The sequence below is a fragment of the Cupriavidus sp. PB-02 genome (assembly GCF_058252315.1).
Genome location: NZ_CM177694.1, coordinates 3774180 through 3792106, shown reverse-complemented (window position 1 = coordinate 3792106; position 17927 = coordinate 3774180). Strand labels below are relative to the sequence as shown.

Annotated in this window: 15 protein-coding genes; 5 read left to right on the top strand and 10 right to left on the bottom strand. The window is 65.2% G+C overall.

Features of this window, described 5'->3' with window-relative positions:
* Window positions 1-100: 100 nt before the first annotated feature.
* Complete coding sequence (locus tag AC10V3_RS17795) at window positions 101-385, top strand: hypothetical protein (protein ID WP_490922688.1); 285 nt, start codon at window positions 101-103, stop codon at window positions 383-385.
* Window positions 386-387: 2 nt separating this feature from the next.
* Window positions 388-909, top strand: a complete 522-nt coding sequence (locus AC10V3_RS17790; RefSeq protein WP_022536628.1) for a helix-turn-helix transcriptional regulator — start codon at window positions 388-390, stop codon at window positions 907-909.
* Window positions 910-940: 31 nt separating this feature from the next.
* On the opposite strand, the gene AC10V3_RS17785 is transcribed toward AC10V3_RS17790, so the two are convergent.
* The 10 genes from AC10V3_RS17785 to AC10V3_RS17740 all read right to left on the bottom strand — a co-directional run bounded on the left by AC10V3_RS17785 (window position 941) and on the right by AC10V3_RS17740 (window position 13206).
* Window positions 941-1747, bottom strand: coding sequence for a hypothetical protein (locus AC10V3_RS17785; RefSeq protein WP_022536627.1), 807 nt, complete (start codon window positions 1745-1747; stop codon window positions 941-943).
* 15 nt (window positions 1748-1762) lie between these two features.
* The gene (locus AC10V3_RS17780; RefSeq protein ID WP_022536626.1) at window positions 1763-2602 is read right to left on the bottom strand and encodes a YaiO family outer membrane beta-barrel protein; all 840 of its coding nucleotides are present in this window, start codon (window positions 2600-2602) and stop codon (window positions 1763-1765) included.
* A 163-nt stretch (window positions 2603-2765) separates the two neighbouring features.
* Window positions 2766-3770, bottom strand: coding sequence for a hypothetical protein (locus tag AC10V3_RS17775; protein WP_022536625.1), 1005 nt, complete (start codon window positions 3768-3770; stop codon window positions 2766-2768).
* Between the two features lie 16 nt (window positions 3771-3786).
* The gene (locus tag AC10V3_RS17770) at window positions 3787-4866 is read right to left on the bottom strand and encodes a bactofilin family protein (RefSeq protein ID WP_022536624.1); all 1080 of its coding nucleotides are present in this window, start codon (window positions 4864-4866) and stop codon (window positions 3787-3789) included.
* Window positions 4867-4868: 2 nt separating this feature from the next.
* Window positions 4869-6257 (bottom strand): glycosyltransferase family 2 protein, encoded by a 1389-nt coding sequence (locus AC10V3_RS17765; protein ID WP_490922685.1) that lies wholly within the window; start codon window positions 6255-6257, stop codon window positions 4869-4871.
* 290 nt (window positions 6258-6547) lie between these two features.
* Complete coding sequence (locus AC10V3_RS17760; RefSeq protein ID WP_490922684.1) at window positions 6548-8380, bottom strand: polysaccharide deacetylase family protein; 1833 nt, start codon at window positions 8378-8380, stop codon at window positions 6548-6550.
* 85 nt (window positions 8381-8465) lie between these two features.
* Window positions 8466-8819, bottom strand: coding sequence for a hypothetical protein (locus tag AC10V3_RS17755; protein WP_022536621.1), 354 nt, complete (start codon window positions 8817-8819; stop codon window positions 8466-8468).
* A gap of 86 nt (window positions 8820-8905) precedes the next feature.
* Window positions 8906-10087 carry a non-hydrolyzing UDP-N-acetylglucosamine 2-epimerase gene (wecB, locus tag AC10V3_RS17750; RefSeq protein ID WP_490922682.1) on the bottom strand — a complete coding sequence of 394 codons (1182 nt, stop codon included), beginning with the start codon at window positions 10085-10087 and terminating at the stop codon, window positions 8906-8908.
* 813 nt (window positions 10088-10900) lie between these two features.
* Window positions 10901-12121 carry a methyl-accepting chemotaxis protein gene (locus tag AC10V3_RS17745; protein ID WP_490922681.1) on the bottom strand — a complete coding sequence of 407 codons (1221 nt, stop codon included), beginning with the start codon at window positions 12119-12121 and terminating at the stop codon, window positions 10901-10903.
* A 92-nt stretch (window positions 12122-12213) separates the two neighbouring features.
* Window positions 12214-13206 (bottom strand): Bug family tripartite tricarboxylate transporter substrate binding protein, encoded by a 993-nt coding sequence (locus AC10V3_RS17740; protein WP_454752441.1) that lies wholly within the window; start codon window positions 13204-13206, stop codon window positions 12214-12216.
* Window positions 13207-13513: 307 nt separating this feature from the next.
* Here AC10V3_RS17740 and AC10V3_RS17735 point away from each other — a divergent pair, with 307 nt between their 5' ends.
* The 3 genes from AC10V3_RS17735 to AC10V3_RS17725 all read left to right on the top strand — a co-directional run bounded on the left by AC10V3_RS17735 (window position 13514) and on the right by AC10V3_RS17725 (window position 17763).
* A complete protein-coding gene (locus AC10V3_RS17735; RefSeq protein ID WP_454752440.1) occupies window positions 13514-14755 on the top strand; it encodes a formylglycine-generating enzyme family protein in 1242 nt (413 codons plus the stop codon).
* Between the two features lie 59 nt (window positions 14756-14814).
* Window positions 14815-15915 (top strand): HAD family hydrolase, encoded by a 1101-nt coding sequence (locus AC10V3_RS17730; protein ID WP_490922680.1) that lies wholly within the window; start codon window positions 14815-14817, stop codon window positions 15913-15915.
* Window positions 15916-15993: 78 nt separating this feature from the next.
* Window positions 15994-17763, top strand: coding sequence for an arylsulfatase (locus AC10V3_RS17725; RefSeq protein WP_454752438.1), 1770 nt, complete (start codon window positions 15994-15996; stop codon window positions 17761-17763).
* The last annotated feature ends 164 nt before the right edge of the window (window positions 17764-17927 follow it).

The window sequence follows — 17927 nt, the reverse complement described above, 5'->3', positions numbered from 1 at the left end:
AGCCCCGTGCAACGACAATTCTCCGATCCCCTCGGAATTTGCTTGTCTAGTGGTTGTCGCTTGACAACCGCTCGTTGCCCCTCTAGCCTCGGAGATACGAATGGTCCGTGCCAAGCACCCCAAGAAGGAGATCGAGGCAACACTAAGACATGCCGAACTGCAAGGCTGGCGCGTCGAGAAGGCGAAGGGTAACGGACATGCGTGGGGCCGTATCTACTGCCCTCGCAACGACAAGGGATGCCGCTGCGGCGAGTTCTGTATCTCCAGCATCTGGAGCACGCCAAAGCGTCCGGCCAACCATGCCAACGCAATCAGGCGGATCGTGGACAACTGCTCGCATTCGTACGAAGAGACAACGCTGCTCAAATTGCAGACCAGGGAATAGCCATGGATTACGCCTTCACCCTCAAATACCAACTGTCGCCAGACGACAACGACCCCGACACGCTGGTAGAACGCCTGTACGAAGCAGGATGTGAGGACGCAATCGCTGGTACAGGGCTGACAGGTAGGATTGCGCTGGCCTTCAACCGCGAAGCCGAATCTGCCAACGCCGCCGTCCTGAGCGCCCTGGCCGACGCCAGGCGTGCAATGCCTTCCGCCATCCTGATCGAAGCCGCCCCCGATCTCGTGGGCCTGACAGACATCGCCGACATCGTCGGCATGTCCCGCCAGAACATGCGCAAGCTGATGCTCGGCTATCCCGAATCCTTCCCGCCGCCTGTGCACGAAGGCAGCAGCGTCCTGTGGCACTTGCGGGATGTGCTGGTGTGGCTGCAGCAGCGGGACTACGAGATCGATCCCAGGCTCATTGAGGTGGCGGCGATGGCCATGCAGGTGAATCTCGCGAAGAGCGCGAGCCTGGCGGTTCCTGCGATGAAGCGTGAGTTGCGCGCGCTCCTGGCATAAGGGCAACGTACCAAGGCGACGCCTTCGGCTTCTACACCTTTCGCTCAACCCTCTCCCAACTCATCGCCCACCCATACAACGCAATACACCCAAACACCAGCATCGTCGGCCCGAACACAAACGACAGCAGTGGCATCTGCAACAACGAACAGGACACCATCAGATAAACGTGCAACGCCAGTTGCATCGGCACCGCGATCACGACAAACACAAGCGTGAGCAGTGTCAGAAATATCTTCTTCGGCCACGAGAAGTCAAAGATGTAGTAGACCAGCGCATGCCCCCACGGCAACAGGAACAAGAAGCTGGCGCAGGTCTTCACGCCGTTGTCCACGTATCTGCTGGCCGAGTACGGAAAGCTCTGCGGCGCGACCGCGAAGAACAGAAGCGCCGTGGCCTGGATGAACACGGCGAACAGCAGGAAATACCGCAGCGGCAGGTACTGGTCCCGTATCCGAAACGTCATCAGGCAAACGGCAAGCGTGCCGATCAGCGTTATGCACCAGGTCAGCACGTCTGGCGCCGGGGCAACGACAGTGGTGTAGGGCAGGTTGAAGTCGAACCACGCCACCCGCGTCAATTGCTCACTGACGCTGCCCTCGATGCCGAGCTTGTCGATCCAGAAGCGCAGCACCCCCGCCCACACCCCGCTGATACGGTCGCGCAGCATCCATTCGGCCACATTGAACGCCACCGGCACCAGCAGGATTCCCGCGATCGCGGGGACGGACAGGGTCAGGTGGTCCAGCGAACGATGCCGGGCCAGGCACAGGACGGTCAGGCCAAGGGCGTCGCTCTGGTCGCGTGTGGCAACAGTGTGTCCGGTGGGGTGCGTCATGGCTAGAACTCCGGGCTAGAACTCCGCGAAGACCCCGATTTCCGCTTGCTTGCGCGTGTAGGAGGGGTTGTCGTAGTAAATGGCGCGCAGGTTGATGCCGTAGCGCTTGGTGAACCATTTGCGCCAGGTCAGCGAGACTTCATGGCTGTTGAAGTCGCTCAGCAGGGCCTGCTCGCCGGTGAGCTGGTAGGCTTCGCTGCCACCGTCGTATTTCAGGGTGATGAACTGGTCTTTGTCGCGGCCGTAGGTCACGGCGACTATGCCGCGATTGGAGCGGACATTGCCCGGATCGCTGCGGTTGAGACGCGCGCCGAGCTGGATGATCCAGGGGGCGTCGAAATAGTAGGTCAGGCCCAGCAGCAAGGTCTTGTCGGTATAGACCTCCTTGGCGCGGTAGTAGGTGAAGCCGGCGCTCACGACCAGGTTCTTCTTCTCTAGCAGCTTGCGGAACAGCAGGCCGTCGACCCGGACCTCGGGCAGGAAGAAGCCGCCCGCGCTGGTGCCGGCGCTCAGGAAGCCGTACCAGTTCTCGTCGAAGGTGCGGGTGTAGCCCAGCCCGAAGAACGTGCCCTGGTCGCCGAAGTGGCTCTGGTGGCTGATTTCGCCGGTCACGTAATCCTTCGGGGTGAAGTTGACCCCGCCTCGCAGGTACTGGTCGTTCCAGTTGGCATTGTCGCCGGTGAGGTTGGCGTGGCCGAGGCCGCCTTCCACGAAACCCGTGAGCAAGGGCGCGAACGTCCTTGGCGGGGTAGCTTCTGCCTGGGCGCGGACATCGGTGGCGGCAAGCAGTGCCAGCATGCCCAGCAGGGGCAGGGCACGAGCGCCGTGGGTTCTGGTATCCGAGAGCTTCGCCATGCGTATCCTGTCGATCTTCTGGTCGATGTCGCCCGGAGGGGCCCGTCAGGACCCTCCGGCCCGCATGCTGCTGTTGAACCATACACTGCTTCGCGGCGATCAGTCGATAATGGCTCGCTCGGTGGTGACGCGTTTCGCATGTCTTAGCCCGATGTGGTGCAAATCAGCGACACCGCAAGCCTGGCGCAGGCGGCGCAATCGCCTGCTCAGGACTCAGCCGCGACTCGAACGCCAGGTACAGTGCCTCCTCCAAGACATTCCAGTGCTTGCCATGCCGGAACTGGATGGAACGCAGGCGCCAGCACGCGATGGCGTCCTTGTCTCCCATCTTGTCGGCGACCAGGGCGACCAGCCCCCAGGGGAAATCGACTTCGGACATCTGCAACCAGGCCCAGCGGTTCTCGTTCATCCATGACTGGTAAGCGACGGCATGGGGCCGGTTCGCGGGCTGGATATCGCCCAGAATGGGGAAGATCTGCGCCACGGCGTCGGGATAGAACTCGAACTGCTCGCGAGGCTGGGTACTGACCAGATAGCCCTGGTTGGGGCGCCAGAATACGCGCAGGATGTCCTTGTCGAGCTGTTCGGCCTTGCGCCTCCAGCCGGCGGCGCCTACGGCGTCTCCGTGGCGCTGGCGATAGTGGCTGGCAGCCTTGAAGGCGCTTGAGACTTCCACGTTGTCCATCAGCAGGGCCACCGGGAGCTTGGCCGAGATGTAGTAGACGCCGGAGCGAGCGTCGCGCAGGGTGTCCAGGTACCGGCTGGCCTTGTCGAAGCTGGCCTGCCACGCCGGCGGCATGCCCTTGGGCGGCGCGCTGCGGACCAGCAGTTCCATCCAGGCCGCCATCAGCGCGTCGTCGGCGTCAGCCTCCTGGCAGGTCACGAAGCGCTGGCCTTTCATGCAGTAGCGGTCGAAGCGGCCGTCGGCGTGCTGGCGCGGCAGCAGCCATGCGATCCAGCGGGTGGCGGCGGCTCTGGTGGTCATGCCCGCGTCTTGTGCGGCCAGCAGTGCCTTGGCCGCAAAATAAGGATCGATCGAGTCGCCAGCGAAGTAGGTCGTGATCGCCCCGTCGGGACGCTGGTAGTCGGTCAGCGTGAGCTCGGCGGCGCCCGCCGGCTGGTGGACGTATGTGGCAAGGATCAGGAGCAGCGCGAGCAGTGTTTTCATGGTGGGTAAGGGCGCGTCATGGTTTGGCTACGTGACTATCGGATACGACCCTTCCATCCTCCGGGGCGCATGCCGTGCCATAAACTACCGTGCCAACCCGCACGTGGAGCACCGGCGCCACCACCGTGGTGCGCTTGTTCGCGGCGCCGATCGTGCTGCGCGCCCCGACATCGATCTCGCGCTCGGAAGCCACCGGCCCGGCGATGACGCACTCGCGGGCCACGGAAATGGCGCCCCCTGCGATCAGTGCACCGTCGATGCGCACCCGCGAGCCCAACCAGATGCAGCCGCTTGCCTTGATGCTGCCGATAATGCGCGCGCCGGAGCCGATCCACAAGTCGCCATGCACGACAAGGTCGCCGCGATACAGGGTGCTGGCGGGAAACGTCAGATCGTGCGTTACCAGCCAGCGGCCGTGCGAGGCTTCGGGGGGATTCAGCACGGCATGCGCCCAGTCTCCCCCGGGCGGGGCGGTGGCGTCCATGTCGGGCGGCGCGGCAAGATGACGCGCCCCGAACCCGATCACCGCGGCGCTGACCGAGGTAAATTCGCAGTCGTCTTCGAGACGAATTGAGTAGAGGGCAGAGAGCGGTCCGAGCAAGCGGCACCGCGGCTCGACATGGACACTGCGCGCGTGCGCCCAGCGCTGCAGTTCGCTGCCGCTGCGCATCAGGATCTCGCCTTCGGACAGCAGCACCTGCATGCGATTCCTCCGGCCCGTGGCGATACCGCGCCGGCCGTAGATGTCCCGGGAAAACGTATAGCTGTCCGGAAGCACCAGTGAGCCGCTCGCGACGATGGTGCGCGCACAGACGCCGATGAACGCTTCTGCCGCCGTCGGCATGAATGTGCCCGTCACGTGGACCACAGGCCGCAAGGCGCTGACCGGGTGCGCCACGCCACGCAGGCCGGACTTCTCGTCCTGCCGCTCGACCATCGATCGAAAGACCGCGGCCACGGCCGCGACATCCAGCGTGTGTTCGCTATCGATCGCCAGCGGCCGGACGTCGCACCGGCGCCGCCATTCAAGCACCGCCGGCACCAGCGGCAACCCGAAGACCAGCATGGTGAGGATGCCAAGCAGCAGGGGCCACATGTTCAGCTCCTCTGGCGATAACGCGTGGTCTTGTCCCACCGCAGTTCGCGGCGGAGCAGGTAATCGAAGGCGACCTGGCTGAGGATGGCGCGCGACACGGTCAGCATGCTGACCAGGAAGCCGAAATAGTTCAGCGGCAGCAGGCGGATGCGTTCGCGGCTGCCGTCCAGGTACACTGCGGCGGCAATCTCGAAGAAGGCGGCAAAGTTGCCCAGCGTCCCGTACGACATCAGCGCGAACAGGATCACCGCTTCACCGAACAGCGGCAGGCCGCCGGCATAGAACAGCAGGATCGCCAGCAGCCAGCCGAACAGCATCAGCGGCGCCATCATGTAGATGCCGAGCAGCGCCACGCCGTCGATCTTCTCCAACAGCCCGTGGTTGCGGCAGACCGCCATCTTCCAGCCGTGCCGATAGAGCGCCTGGTTGTGGCCCTTGGTCCAGCGCATGATTTGGCGCACCCGCACGGGCCAGGTCTCGGGCACCTCTTCATAGCACTCCGACCAGTTCTGGTAGACCGTCTTCCAGTTGGCCAGCAGGAGCCGGTAGGTCAGGTCGGTGTCTTCGGCCAGCACGTCATCGTGCCAGCCGCCGGCGCTGTGCAACGCCCGCATCCTGACGCCGCCGACGGTGCCGCCGTACTGCGGCACCAGGTCCAGGTTCATGCGGGCCTGCTGGTCGACCTGGTAGCCGCCCGAGCGTTCCAGGTCGAGCAGCCGCGTGAGCAGGTTGCTGCCCGCGTTCATCGGCACTACGCGGCCCATGGTCGCGCCCACCTCGGGATCGAAGAAGGGTGCCACCAGTTGCTTGAGCAGGCCCACCGGGGGCAGGTAGTCGGCATCGAAGACGACGATGATGTCGCTGGCGACGGCATCGCTCGCATCCTTGAGCGCGGCCGCCTTGCCGGGCTTGCCGCCGGTGCGGTGGAACGGTGTGATGCGCCCCGGGTACTGCTGCACGAGGTCGTCGATGATCTCGCGGGTGCGGTCGCAGGAGCGGTCGTTGACGGGCATGATGGTGAGCCGGTCGACGGGATAGTCCGCGTGCAGCAGGCATATCAGCGAGCCGGCGATCACGGCCTCTTCGTTGTGCGCGGCGACCAGCACGGTCAGGCTTGGCCAGTCCGCGACGTCGATGTCCAGGTAGGGATGGCGCTGCCTGCCGAACAGCCGGTTCAGCGTGAACATGTAGTGGCGCACGGCATAGAAGATCACCAGGCCGACGATCAGCAACAGCATGACCGTCAGCGGGGGCACGATCGCCTGCGAGTCTGCCCGCTCCGGCGGCGGCTGGAGCGCCGGTGGATCGAGCGCCGGTGGCTTGGTCCACGCTGGCGGACGCATTGCCGGCTCCATGCGCGCGTTCTCTTCCAGCGTGTCCGGCGACGTCATTGCCAGTTCCACCGTTGCGCCTGGCGGTGCGGCGGCAGCATGGGCCACGAGCTTGGGCAGCGGTTTAGGGACGGCTTCTGGCGTTCCCCGGGCGAAGGCCTCCCCCCGCCCGGGAATTTCCGTGGCTTCTGTTTCGGGGGCGGGCGTGGCAAGAACGAGCAGCCCGCTCAGTGAAAGCACTACGCGATACGTCGCACGCATGCTCGACGACCCTCCTCATTGTTCTTTCATCGCAGGGTGTTATTGCCGCGCGCCCGCCCCCGGGGCGGGCCGCGGTGAGTCCCTGCGCTTTACTTCTTGCCGGCGACGAAGGCCAGCGAGGTGCCTCCCAGCGAAGTCACGATCCAGTTGTTGGTGTCCCATGTCACCTGGCCGAGTCCCTGCGTCACCACCGGCTGCGTGTATGCCGTGCGCGGCAGCACCCAGGCGATGTCGGTCATGTCTGTCGGATGGGTGGCCTGGAACGACCACGAGTTGCCGTTGTCGGTGGCCTGCCAGACGGTCAGCTGGCGCCGCTGGCCGAACTTCGCCAGCGTGTCCATCGTGTACCAGTTGAACAGTCCGTTTGCCTTCACGTTGTCGGCCTTGTTGAAGATGACGTTGAGCGTCTTCGGGTATTGGATAGCGCCCGCCGGGTGCATGTAGATCAGCCGGCTGGTGCGGTTCTTCGCCACGAAATCGATGAGCTGCCGGTACCAGGTGTTGATGTCGGCCACGGGCACGTTAAATTCCTCGAACTCCTCGAACGTCGCGTACTGCCCGAACGGCATCACCGGGAAGGCGCGGATGGTGTCGTTCGACAGCACACCCTCGCGATAGCTGCGCGTCGGCGCCATCCCGGTATGGCCCACGAAGTAGTAACCGGTGTTGCCGTTGGCTTCGAGCCAGTTGACCGACCACTGCGGCGTATTGCCTTGCGGCGCGGCGTACTCGACCGCGGCGCTTCCGGTCGCGCCTTCCACGCTCTGCTTGTTCAGCATCACGTACTGTTCGAAGGTGGGCTGGTTGGTCTCGCTGGCGTTGGCACCCCAGTAGTCGTGGATCCATCCGCCATGACTGCCGATCTTGTGCCCCTTCGATTGCAGGGACAGCATCAAATTCTTTGCCGCAGTGTTTTGCGACAGGTTGATGCCCTGGGCGTCGCCGAAGTTGATCTGGTCAGGGCCCGCAGTCACGGAAATGGAGAACGGGCTATTGTTCTCGTCGAAGGTGCCCCAGGTATTCATCTCCACCGCGGGCTCGATCTGGTCGCCGGCGCAGAAGTGCCAGTTCAGCACCAGCCCGCCGCGCGCCTTGGGCTGCGCCGAAAGCCGCGCCGTCTTCAACAGGTTGCCGCCGAAGTAGCGCAGGAAGCCGTGCATCAGCATGCCGTCGGTCTGTCCCTTCAGGTAGGCGAGCGGCAGGTTGACGAAAAGCACGCTGCCTGAGCCGAAGTTGCGCAGCCCTGCCACCAGCCCGAAGTTCGGAGACGTGATCAGCGCGGAGCCGGTATAGGTGCCCTGCGTGACGAAGCTCGGATAGATCAGGAAGCCATAGACGTAGCCCGAGATCCCTTCGATGGGAGGGGTCGTGCTCGCGTCCCACACCATCGACTTGCCCGGCGGCACCTGCAGCGTCCTTAGCGTGGTGCCCAGCGCGGTGATTGGCCCGACGCCGATCATGTTGCCGAGCAACTGGTCATAGAGCACGTAGTCGACGCCGGCAAGGTTGCTGAGCCGGCTCTTTTGCGGCGCGTAGAAGCCGGTAGAGGTCAGCGCGCCGAAGTCGTAGACCAGCATCAGCTTGCCGCCCTGGCTGGTGTAAGTCTCCAGCGCCGCGATCAACGCATCGCTGGCGTTCACGTGCACCTGGTCCGGCAGAATCACGGCTGGGAATTGCGCCGGGGTCGTGCCTTGCTGGAACTGGCTGTCGGTGATGACGGTCATCTTCAGGCCTTCTTCCTCGGCCCCATCGAGCCAGGCCGACACGCGCGGATCGGGAAGGGAGAAGCCGTCCGGCACCAGCAGTGCGATCTGGTTGGTGGCGGCGTGCGAGATTGCCGGCAAAGCGAGCACCAGTGCCAGGCATAGCTGGAGCACCAGGACGCTGCTTCGCCGCAGCAGTGAATAGGATTGGTAGAGCACGGTCTTCTCCCAGCGCGATGACTACAAGTTGCCTCGGTGTGCAAAACGCCGCGGCGCATCGACGTACGCGAGCATGCAGAGCCGGTCAGTCCGGTTCGGCTCCAGGCGCCGGCGCGAGCGTGTATGTGCCCGCCTTCACCTTGGCTCCGGCCTTGAGCTTCTTGGGCTTCCTCGCCTTCAGCTCATCCTTGAGGGCCTTGAGGGCTGCCTTGTTCTTGCCCTTCTCCGCCTCGTACGCAAAGTCGATCTGGAAGCTGTGGTCATAGCCCAGCAACCCGCCGGGATCCGCCGGACTCGCCGGGAGATAGAGCGGGGTCTCGGCCGCCACCGCGGCGGCATCCTGGGTCAGTGCGGCATGGGCGGGCGCCGAGGCAAGGGAGGCGGTGAAGAGCACCGCTGTTGCCGCTGCCGCAAACCGTGTCATACGTGAGCGCTTCATTGACTTGCTCCTCTTGCTTGAAGCGGCCAGGCCGGGCCTGGGTACTGGTGCGCTGGGCCGCTGATTTTTCTGAACCTTGTCTTTCGCTACAGACTGACGACGCCGGCATCGGCCGACTCGCCACATTCCCGATACGCTTCCGGGGACGCCGCCTGCAGCGCAAAGACGATGCGTTCGCTGGCGCGGCCGTCGCCGAACGGGTTGTGCGCGCGCGACATGCAGGCATATTCCTCGGGGTCGTTCAGCAACTGCTCCGCGGTGGCGATGAGGCGAGCAGGGTCGGTGCCGACCAGCCGTGCGGTACCGGCGGCCACGGCTTCCGGCCGCTCGGTGGTTTCCCGCGTCACCAGCACCGGCTTGCCCAAGGCCGGCGCCTCCTCCTGGATGCCACCGGAGTCGGTGACGATCAGGTAGGCGCGCGACATCAGGAACACGAACGGCAGGTAGTCCTGGGGATCGATCAGGTGGATGTTCGGGTGCCCGCTCAGGATCGCCTGCACGGGGCCCTGCACGCACGGGTTCAGATGCACCGGATAGACGATCTGGATATCCGCATTGCGGTCCGCCAGCGTGCGCAGCGCGGTGAACACGCGTTCGAAAGGTGTACCGAAGTTCTCGCGCCGGTGTCCGGTCACCAGCACCATCCGCCGCGTCTCGTCCAGGAAGGGGTACTGGCTCGCCAGCCGGCACCGCATTTCGGCATCGGCGTCCAGCCGGGCCTTGACTTGCAGCAGCGCGTCGATGCCGGTGTTGCCGGTCAGGCTGATGCGTACCGGATCGACGCCTTCGCGCAGCAGCGTTTCCTGTGCCTGTAGCGTTGGCGCGAAATGCCAGGACGCCATCACGTCGGTCACGCGCCGGTTCATCTCTTCCGGCCAGGGGGCGCTGAGATTGCCGGTGCGCAGTCCCGCTTCAACATGCCCGATCGCGACGTTGCGATAGAAGGCCGCGAGCGTGGCGGCCAGCGTGGTGGTGGTGTCGCCGTGGACCAGCAAGGCTTCAGGCAGGAAGCGGTCCAGCACCGTGTGCACGCCTGACAGCACGCGCGTCGTGATGTCGGACAGGCTCTGCCCCTGGCTGATCACGTTGAGGTCAAAGTCCGGCACGATCTCGAAGAGCCGAAGTACCTGGTCCAGCATCTGCCGGTGCTGTCCGGTGACGCAGACCCGCAACTCGAAATTGCTGGATTCCCGCAGCCGGTGAATCAGCGGTGCCATCTTGATGGCCTCGGGACGGGTCCCGAATACAGCGAGGACTTTCTTCGGCATGTCGGTCTCTCTCTTGTCCTGCAAAGGGAGTCTCGCCGGTGCGTCGGCGGACGATCTGCCTGTCAGATCGCCCGTCCTACGCTTGCCGCAGGAGAGGCGCCGCGGATGCCTGCCGCCCGGGATCACAGTTTCGTTATGTCGCGATATGCACGCCGCGTCATAAGAGAGCGATGGTTGTGCCAGCGGTTTCTAGTTCGTTGAATTCATTGTGAATTCTTAGTCGCCGACAAGGCTGGGCACCGGCCGCCGCCGTATGTGCGGTTGCAGCGTTGTTACTTGGACTGGCGGGGAAATCGTGATGTCAATATCGAAGCGTGCGCAATGCCGCACTGCACAGCAGATGGCCGCATTGAAAGGTGGCATTGCAGGCGCCGGCTTGCAGCGCGCGCCATCCATATCGGGCTATGTCGGGTATCCGGGGCCTCGTCAGGAATGCATCGGGCCTGTTCCGGACTTGCAGAAGGCGATATCGGGGACAGAACAGAGGCGGTATGAGGGGAGTGCCCCAAAGGTACCGGATCAGGCTGTTGTTCTAGGACAAAGTGTGGATAGACATCGGGCGGTCCATGTGCAGGGGTGACCGCAACTCAGTCTTTTGGCTGAGGCCATCGGTGGTCAGGATGAAAGAGGCGGGCTGGCCAAGCGGTTGCAAGAATGAAACTTAATGCATATCAGTATTAAAAATAACTAACAACAACGATATAAATGCCTAGATGGGGTGTTGTATGCACAGCAGCGGCCCTCTGACACTTATGTCAAAAAAGGTGCGAAAAAAGGGTGAAGAGGCCCCGCGTCGACCTCGCCCCTCCGTGGCTATCCAACCGGAACACTCCCACCGCCCGGCTCAACCCCTCCGTCTGGCCCCGCTGCGCCCGCGCCGCCTCGGCCGCGCCGGCCACCACCGCCGCATTCTCCCGAAACGCTTCCTGGATTTCCGCCACGCGTCGGGCCATGCCTTCGATGCCGCTGCGCTGGCTGTCTCCCAGCGTTGCCAGCTATTCCACAAGCGTCGCGAGCTTGCCGATGCTGGCCACCACCTCGTTCATCGTCCCCGGTATGGCCGACCAGCTCGGCGCCGGTGCGCGCGTGTTCGACCGAGGTGCTGATCAGCCCCCGGATCTCCTTGGCCGCCGCGCCGCACCGATGCGCCAGCTGCCGGACTTCGCCGGCCACCACCGCGAAGCCCTTGCCATGCTCCCCCGCACGTGCTGCTTCCACCGCCGCGTTGAGGGCCAGGATGTTGGTCTGGAAGGCGATGCTGTCGATCACGCCGATGATCTCGGTGATCTTGTCGCAGGCATCGTTGATTTCGCCCATGGTGCGGATGACCGACAGGATTTCGCCGCTGCCGCGCGCGACCACGGCGCTCGACGCCTCGGCCAGCTCGCAGGCGCCGCGCGCCTGGTCGGCGCTTGCGCGGACGGTTTGCGTCAGCGTGCGCATGTCCTGCATGGTGTGCTCGACGGTGCGTGCCTGGTCTTCGGTGCGACGCGCGACGGTGGCGCTGGTGTCCAGGATATTGCCGGCGGCATCGGCCACGCTGGCGGCGGCGTGGCGCACCTGCAGCAGCGTCTGGCGCACGGTGTCGAGCGTCTTGCGGAAGGCGCGGGCGAAGTCGCTGTCGGGCTCGTGCCCGTCGGCGCGCAGCGTCAGGTAACCGGGTTCGCGCTCGATGCCCGCGGCCAGCGCGCTGAGTTCGTCGGTGGAGCGTGCGTCGCGCTCCAGCCGCCAGGCGATCGCACACAGCACGCCGGTCTGCGCCACTACGAAGGCGGCATGGAACAGCACCATGTTGAAGCTGGGATGGGTGAAGCAGATCGCATTCCAACCCCACTGCTGGAAGAAGTTGAAGCTCAGGTGCTGCACCGCGATTACCGCCGCCGCCAGCAGGATCACGCGGAAGTCGCGGTAGGCCAGCAGCAGCGACAGCGACACGAACACCAGGAAGTGGAACTCGGTCTGCCCGCGCGCCTGGTGGATCAGCAGGGCGGCAAAGGCCATCAGCAAGACCCCCATCGTCAGTCGCGTGGCCATGTGGGCCGAGCGGCTGCAATTGAGTGATGTTCGGGCCCGCGGCGACGCGCTACGATGCGCGGTCGCCCGGCGCGGCCTTGCTGCGTATCCGCTCAATCCAGCCGGATGTTGTACTCCTTGATCACGCCGCCCCAGTACGCCTGGTCTGCCTTCGCCACTGCCGCAAACGCCGCCGGCCGCGACGTTTTGACGATCAACCCCAGGTCGGCCATGCGCTGCCGGATCTCCGGCGCGGCCATCACTGTTTCGACGTCTGCCGAAATCTTCTCGACGATGGCCGGGGGCGTGCCAGCCGTGGTGAACAGGCCCATCCATGCGGGGCCGTCCAGCCCTTTGTAGCCGAGCTCCAGGAACGTTGGCACATCCGGCAGCATCGGGGCGCGGCTATTGCCGGTGACAGCCAGCGGTACGATCTTGCCGCTGCGCGCGTGCTGTCGCACCGTCATCGGCGACAGCGTTCCCATCGAGATCTGGCCGCCGATCAGGTCGTTGGCGATCGGGGCCTCGCCTTTGTATGGAACATGGACGAGCGCGGCGCCCGCAGCCTTGCAGAAGACCTGCATATAGAGATGGGCGCCGGTGCCGATGCCGTAGGTGCCATAGGAATATTTTTCGGGCTGGGACCTTGCCAGCGCGACCACCTCCGGCAGCGTGCGCGGCATGGCGCCGTTGGCGGCCAGCACGAGGTGGGTCGTGCACAGCTGGCTGATGGTGGCGAGGTCGCGCAGCGGATCGAACGGCGGCTTGGCCACCATATAGGGCGTCTGCACCAGGCTGGGCAGCGCCAGCAGCAGCGTGTAGCCGTCGGGCTGCGCCTTGGCGACCGCGTCCGCGCCGATCATGCCACCCACCCCAGGCCGGTTCTCCACGATCACGGGGCGCTGCCAGAGTTTTCCGAGCGGATCGCCAAGGGTGCGCGCCAGCACATCGGTGGCTCCGCCGGGCGGGTAGGGCACCACGAGCCGCACCGGCCGCGCAGGATAGGTTGACTGGGCCCGTGCCTGGCCGAGCCAGAGCGTCGGAGCGGCGGCGGCGAGGGAGCCTGCGCCCAGCAACTGCAGGGCTTTGCGTCGGTCAGATTGCATCGTGTTTCCTCCTGGTATTGGCGTCCTGTGGACGCCATCCGCATGGCGGGCGGTGCATGGCACGCGCGCTGCTGTCTGGCAGCGGCGACGGCTTCGCGCAGCGTACGGGCGGCCGCAACGCCCGCACATCGGCGGGATGGACGAGCCGGCGGCCGGTATTTACCCGGAGAGGACGACGCGGGACGGCTGCGAGTCCTGAAATAATTCAACTCGTGTGGCAAGAAATCTAAATACCGTTTCCCTAACCTTTCTGTGACGATAGCCGCAGGTGCACGATGCACCTTTTGTCATTGGCGGAGGAAGCCCTATGGGGGATGGCACGCGAAACGGGCGGCGGGCGCAGGCCGGCGGCCCCGGCACGCAGCAGGCATTGCCCGCCTCTGCTGCAGCGCCGCAGTTGCGGCGCAAGGTGCTGATCGCCTTGCTGGCCTGCGCCGGCGTGGCGGCGGGCGCAGGCGCCAGCTGGTGGTATGCGCATTCGCGCACGAACCACGCGCCCACTGTGACCGAAGGCGACGGCAAGCGCGGCCCGCTCGGCATGGTGCATGTCCCCGGCGGCGAATTCCTGATGGGCAGCGACAGCAAGATGGCGCAGGCCAACGAGAAGCCGGCACACAAGGTGCGTGTGCATCCGTTCTGGATGGACAAGCACCACGTCACCAATGCGGAGTTCCGCAAGTTCGTCGAGGCCACCGGCTATGTGACCACGGCCGAGCGCCCGCCCGAATGGGAAACCCTGAAAGTCCAGCTGCCGCCCGGCACGCCGCGCCCACCGGCGAGTGCCATGGTGCCCGGCGGCATGGTTTTTGTCGGCACCGCGCAGCCGGTGCCGCTGCGCGATTACTCGCGCTGGTGGCGCTACGTGTCCGGCGCCGACTGGCGCCATCCGGGCGGGCCCGGCAGCTCGATCGAGGGCAAGGACAACCACCCGGTGGTGCAGGTCTCGTATGAAGACGCGCTCGCCTATGCCAAGTGGGTTGGCAAGCGGCTGCCCACCGAAGCCGAATGGGAGCTTGCCGCGCGCGGCGGGCTGGAGCAGGCCACCTACGCCTGGGGCGACCAGTTCGCGCCGGACGGCAAGCAGATGGCCAATGTCTGGCAGGGCCAGCAGAGCCAGCCATTCCCGGTGGTCAGCCCCAAGGCCGGCGGCGCCATCGGCACCAGCCCGGTCGGCACCTTCCCGCCCAACGGCTATGGCCTGGCCGACATGACTGGCAATGCCTGGCAATGGGTGGCCGACTGGTACCGCGCCGACCAGTTCCGGCGCGAGGCCGGCAAGGCCCAGGCGATCGAAGACCCGACCGGGCCGCTGGCCTCGTGGGACCCGAGCGAGCCCGGCGTGCCGGTCAACGCGCCCAAGCGCGTCACGCGCGGCGGCTCGTTCCTGTGCAACGAGGATTTCTGCCTCAGCTACCGGCCCAGCGCGCGACGCGGGACCGATCCCTATAACAGCATGTCGCACCTGGGCTTCCGGCTGGTGATGGACGACAGCCGCTGGGCCGTGCTGCAGAAGCAGGCACAGCTCGCCAACGCCGGCCAGCCGCAGTAAGCCGCGGCGCACTAGTTGTGCCCGCGCGTGACAGACGACAGACCATAGGAGTGACCGTCATGGGCACGCCCGCATCCCGTACGTCCGGTGCCGGTGCTTGGCGCACCGGCGCCCCGCGCAAGGCCATCGCCGCGCTGGCTGCCGCGCTCGCGCTGGCCGGACTGCAGCTTGCCGGCTGCACCGCGCCGGCCACCAGCCAAGCGCCGCCGGCTGCTGCACCGCAAGCGGCGCAGCCAAGCGCGCAGGCGCTGCCATCCTGGCGCGACGGCGCCGCCCGCCAGGCCCTGCTGAAGTTCGTCGCCGACGTGACGCGCCCGGGCTCGCCCGCCTTCGTGCCGCCTGAAGCGCGCGTGGCGGTGTTCGACAACGACGGCACGCTGTGGAGCGAACAGCCGCTGTATTTCCAGTTCTTCTTCCTGCTCGACCAGGTCAGGGCCGCCGCGCCGCAGCATCCTGAGTGGCGCAACAACCCCGCGTTCAAGGCGTTGATGGCCAACGACATGCAGGCCCTGATGCGCAACGAGAAGCAGGTCGCCGAGCTGATCGCCAAGGCCAACAGCGGCATGAGCGTGGACGAGTACGACCGCACCATCCGCGACTGGCTGGCCAAGGCACGCCATCCCAAATTCAACCGGCCCTTTACCGAGCTGGTTTACCAGCCGCAGCTCGAGTTGCTGAACTACCTGCGCGATAACGGCTTCAAGACCTACATCGTTTCCGGCGGCACGATCGACTTCATGCGGCCGTGGAGTCAGGCGGTGTATGGCATCCCGCCCGAGCAGGTAATCGGCTCCTCGCAGGCGGTGCGCTACATGGTGCGCGACGGCAAGCCGGTGCTGGTGCGCGATGCCAGGCTCGACTTTATCGATGACGGTCCCGGCAAGCCGGTCGGCATCTATCGCCATATCGGCCGCCGGCCGATCCTGGCGGTGGGCAATTCCGACGGCGACCTGCAGATGCTCGAGTACACCACCGGCGGCGACGGCGCGCGCATGGCCGTGCTGGTGCATCACGACGACGCCGAGCGCGAGTTCGCCTATGACCGCCAGTCCAAGGTGGGCAAGCTCGACAAGGCACTGGACATGGCCCGGGCGAAGGGCTGGACCGTGGTGAGCATGAAGCAGGACTGGGAGCAGGTCTATCCGGTCGGCAAGCCCTGACGGGCACGTGCCGCAGCCAACCGCATGACGTGCGCGCCTGATGTACGGCTGCGCCTGATGTGATCTTCGGAGGCGATGATGCATCGAATCAACGAAACACAAAGCAGGCGGTCGGGAGCGCGCAGCGCCCTGGCTGCGCTGGCCCTGGCCGCGATGACCATCGCTGGCTGCAAGAAGGCCGACGAGGCGAAGCCGCCGGCGGCACCGCCGGCCGCCGAGTCTGCCCAGCCGGCGCAGCCCGGCCAGCCGCCAGCGGCACAGCAGCCTGCCCGGGAAAGCCCGCCCGTGGCCATGCCGGCACCCGCGCCGGCGGGAATCGGCGCAGCCTCGCCGGTGGCAGCGACGCCATCAGGCAAGAAGCCGAACATCCTGGTCATCTTTGGCGACGATATCGGCCAGACCAATATCAGCGCCTATAGCCTCGGCGTGGTGGGCTATCGCACGCCGAATATCGACCGGATTGCCCGCGAAGGCATGATGTTTACCGACTACTACGGCGAAAACAGCTGTACCGCGGGGCGCTCCACCTTCATTACAGGTGAAGTCGGGCTGCGCACCGGCTTGCTGAAGGTCGGGGTTCCCGGCGCGCCGGTTGGGCTGCAGGCGCAGAACATCACCATCGCGCAGGCGCTGAAGCCGCTGGGTTATGCCACTGCCCAGTTCGGCAAGAACCATTTGGGCGACCGCAATGAATTCCTGCCGACTGCGCACGGCTTCGACGAGTTCTTCGGCAATCTCTACCACCTCAACGCGGAAGAGGAGCCTGAGCGTCCGTACTACCCCAAGAATGACACCAACTTCACCAAGGCCAACTCGCCGCGCGGGGTGCTTCGTACTTTCGCCGATGGCAAGATCGAAGACACCGGCCCGCTGAACCGCAAGCGCATGGAGACGATCGACGACGAGACCACGCAGGCCGCCGTCGACTTCATGACCAAGCAGGCGCAGGCGGACAAGCCGTTCTTCGTGTGGATGAATGCCACGCGCATGCACGTGTTCACACACGTGCGCCCCTCAATGCAGGGCCAGAGCGGCATGCCGGGCAACGAGTATGCCGACGGCATGATCGAGCATGACGGCCACGTCGGCAAGCTGCTCAAGACCCTGGATGACCTGAAGGTGGCCGACAATACCATCGTCATCTACACCACCGACAACGGCCCCAACCAGTTCTCCTGGCCGGATGCCGCCACCACGCCGTTCCGTAGCGAGAAAGACACCAACTGGGAAGGTGCCTTCCGGGTGCCGGCATTGATTCGCTGGCCAGGCCACGTCCCTGCCGGCACGGTTTCCAACGCGATGATCTCGGGCCTGGACTGGTTCCCGACATTGCTGGCCGCGGCGGGCGATGGCGATATCAAGGATCGCCTGCTCAAGGGCGCCAGCATTGGCGGCAAATCATTCAAGGTGCACCTGGACGGCTACAACTTCGTGCCCTACCTGACGGGGCAGAGCAAGACCGGGCCACGCAGCGAATTCTTCTACTTCAATGACGATGGCATGCTGGTGGCGTATCGCTACAACGACTTCAAGATCGTCTTCTGCGAGCAGCGCAAGCCGGGCGGCTTCGAGGTCTGGTCCAATCCCTTCACTTGCCTGCGTGCGCCGAAGATCTTCAATCTGCGCATGGACCCATACGAGCGCGCCGATATCGTTTCCGACCAGTTCTATGACTGGCAGGCAAAGAACGCCTATCTGCTGCAGTACGGTGTATGGCGGGTGGCGCCCTTCCTGCAGACCTTCAAGGACTACCCGCCGAGCCAGCGCCCGGCCAGCTTCAGCATCGACCAGATGATGGAGGCGCTGAACAAGAGCCTGGAGGCGGGAGCAGCTGGCAAGAGCAAGTAGCGGCTTACCGCCGGCAGCAGTGCGTGCGGGCGGCCGGCGACGGGTGGCGCGCAGCCTTCGGGCTGAGTGCGTTGCCCGTCCCGGCCGATCTGCATTTGGTGGCATGACAGATATCGCTGACAGCGCAGCGAGCCATGCCGCGCGATGGCGAATCCAACGGTGCT

Excerpts from the sequence above, each read along its gene's own strand:
- AC10V3_RS17795 (WP_490922688.1), top strand. The coding sequence starts at position 101 with ATGGTCCGTGCCAAGCACCCCAAGAAGGAGATCGAGGCAACACTAAGA.
- AC10V3_RS17790 (WP_022536628.1), top strand. The coding sequence starts at position 388 with ATGGATTACGCCTTCACCCTCAAATACCAACTGTCGCCAGACGACAAC.
- AC10V3_RS17785 (WP_022536627.1), bottom strand. The coding sequence starts at position 1,747 with ATGACGCACCCCACCGGACACACTGTTGCCACACGCGACCAGAGCGAC.
- AC10V3_RS17780 (WP_022536626.1), bottom strand. The coding sequence starts at position 2,602 with ATGGCGAAGCTCTCGGATACCAGAACCCACGGCGCTCGTGCCCTGCCC.
- AC10V3_RS17775 (WP_022536625.1), bottom strand. The coding sequence starts at position 3,770 with ATGAAAACACTGCTCGCGCTGCTCCTGATCCTTGCCACATACGTCCAC.
- AC10V3_RS17770 (WP_022536624.1), bottom strand. The coding sequence starts at position 4,866 with ATGTGGCCCCTGCTGCTTGGCATCCTCACCATGCTGGTCTTCGGGTTG.
- AC10V3_RS17765 (WP_490922685.1), bottom strand. The coding sequence starts at position 6,257 with ATGACGTCGCCGGACACGCTGGAAGAGAACGCGCGCATGGAGCCGGCA.
- AC10V3_RS17755 (WP_022536621.1), bottom strand. The coding sequence starts at position 8,819 with ATGAAGCGCTCACGTATGACACGGTTTGCGGCAGCGGCAACAGCGGTG.
- wecB (WP_490922682.1), bottom strand. The coding sequence starts at position 10,087 with ATGCCGAAGAAAGTCCTCGCTGTATTCGGGACCCGTCCCGAGGCCATC.
- AC10V3_RS17745 (WP_490922681.1), bottom strand. The coding sequence starts at position 12,121 with ATGGCCACGCGACTGACGATGGGGGTCTTGCTGATGGCCTTTGCCGCC.
- AC10V3_RS17740 (WP_454752441.1), bottom strand. The coding sequence starts at position 13,206 with ATGCAATCTGACCGACGCAAAGCCCTGCAGTTGCTGGGCGCAGGCTCC.
- AC10V3_RS17735 (WP_454752440.1), top strand. The coding sequence starts at position 13,514 with ATGGGGGATGGCACGCGAAACGGGCGGCGGGCGCAGGCCGGCGGCCCC.
- AC10V3_RS17730 (WP_490922680.1), top strand. The coding sequence starts at position 14,815 with ATGGGCACGCCCGCATCCCGTACGTCCGGTGCCGGTGCTTGGCGCACC.
- AC10V3_RS17725 (WP_454752438.1), top strand. The coding sequence starts at position 15,994 with ATGCATCGAATCAACGAAACACAAAGCAGGCGGTCGGGAGCGCGCAGC.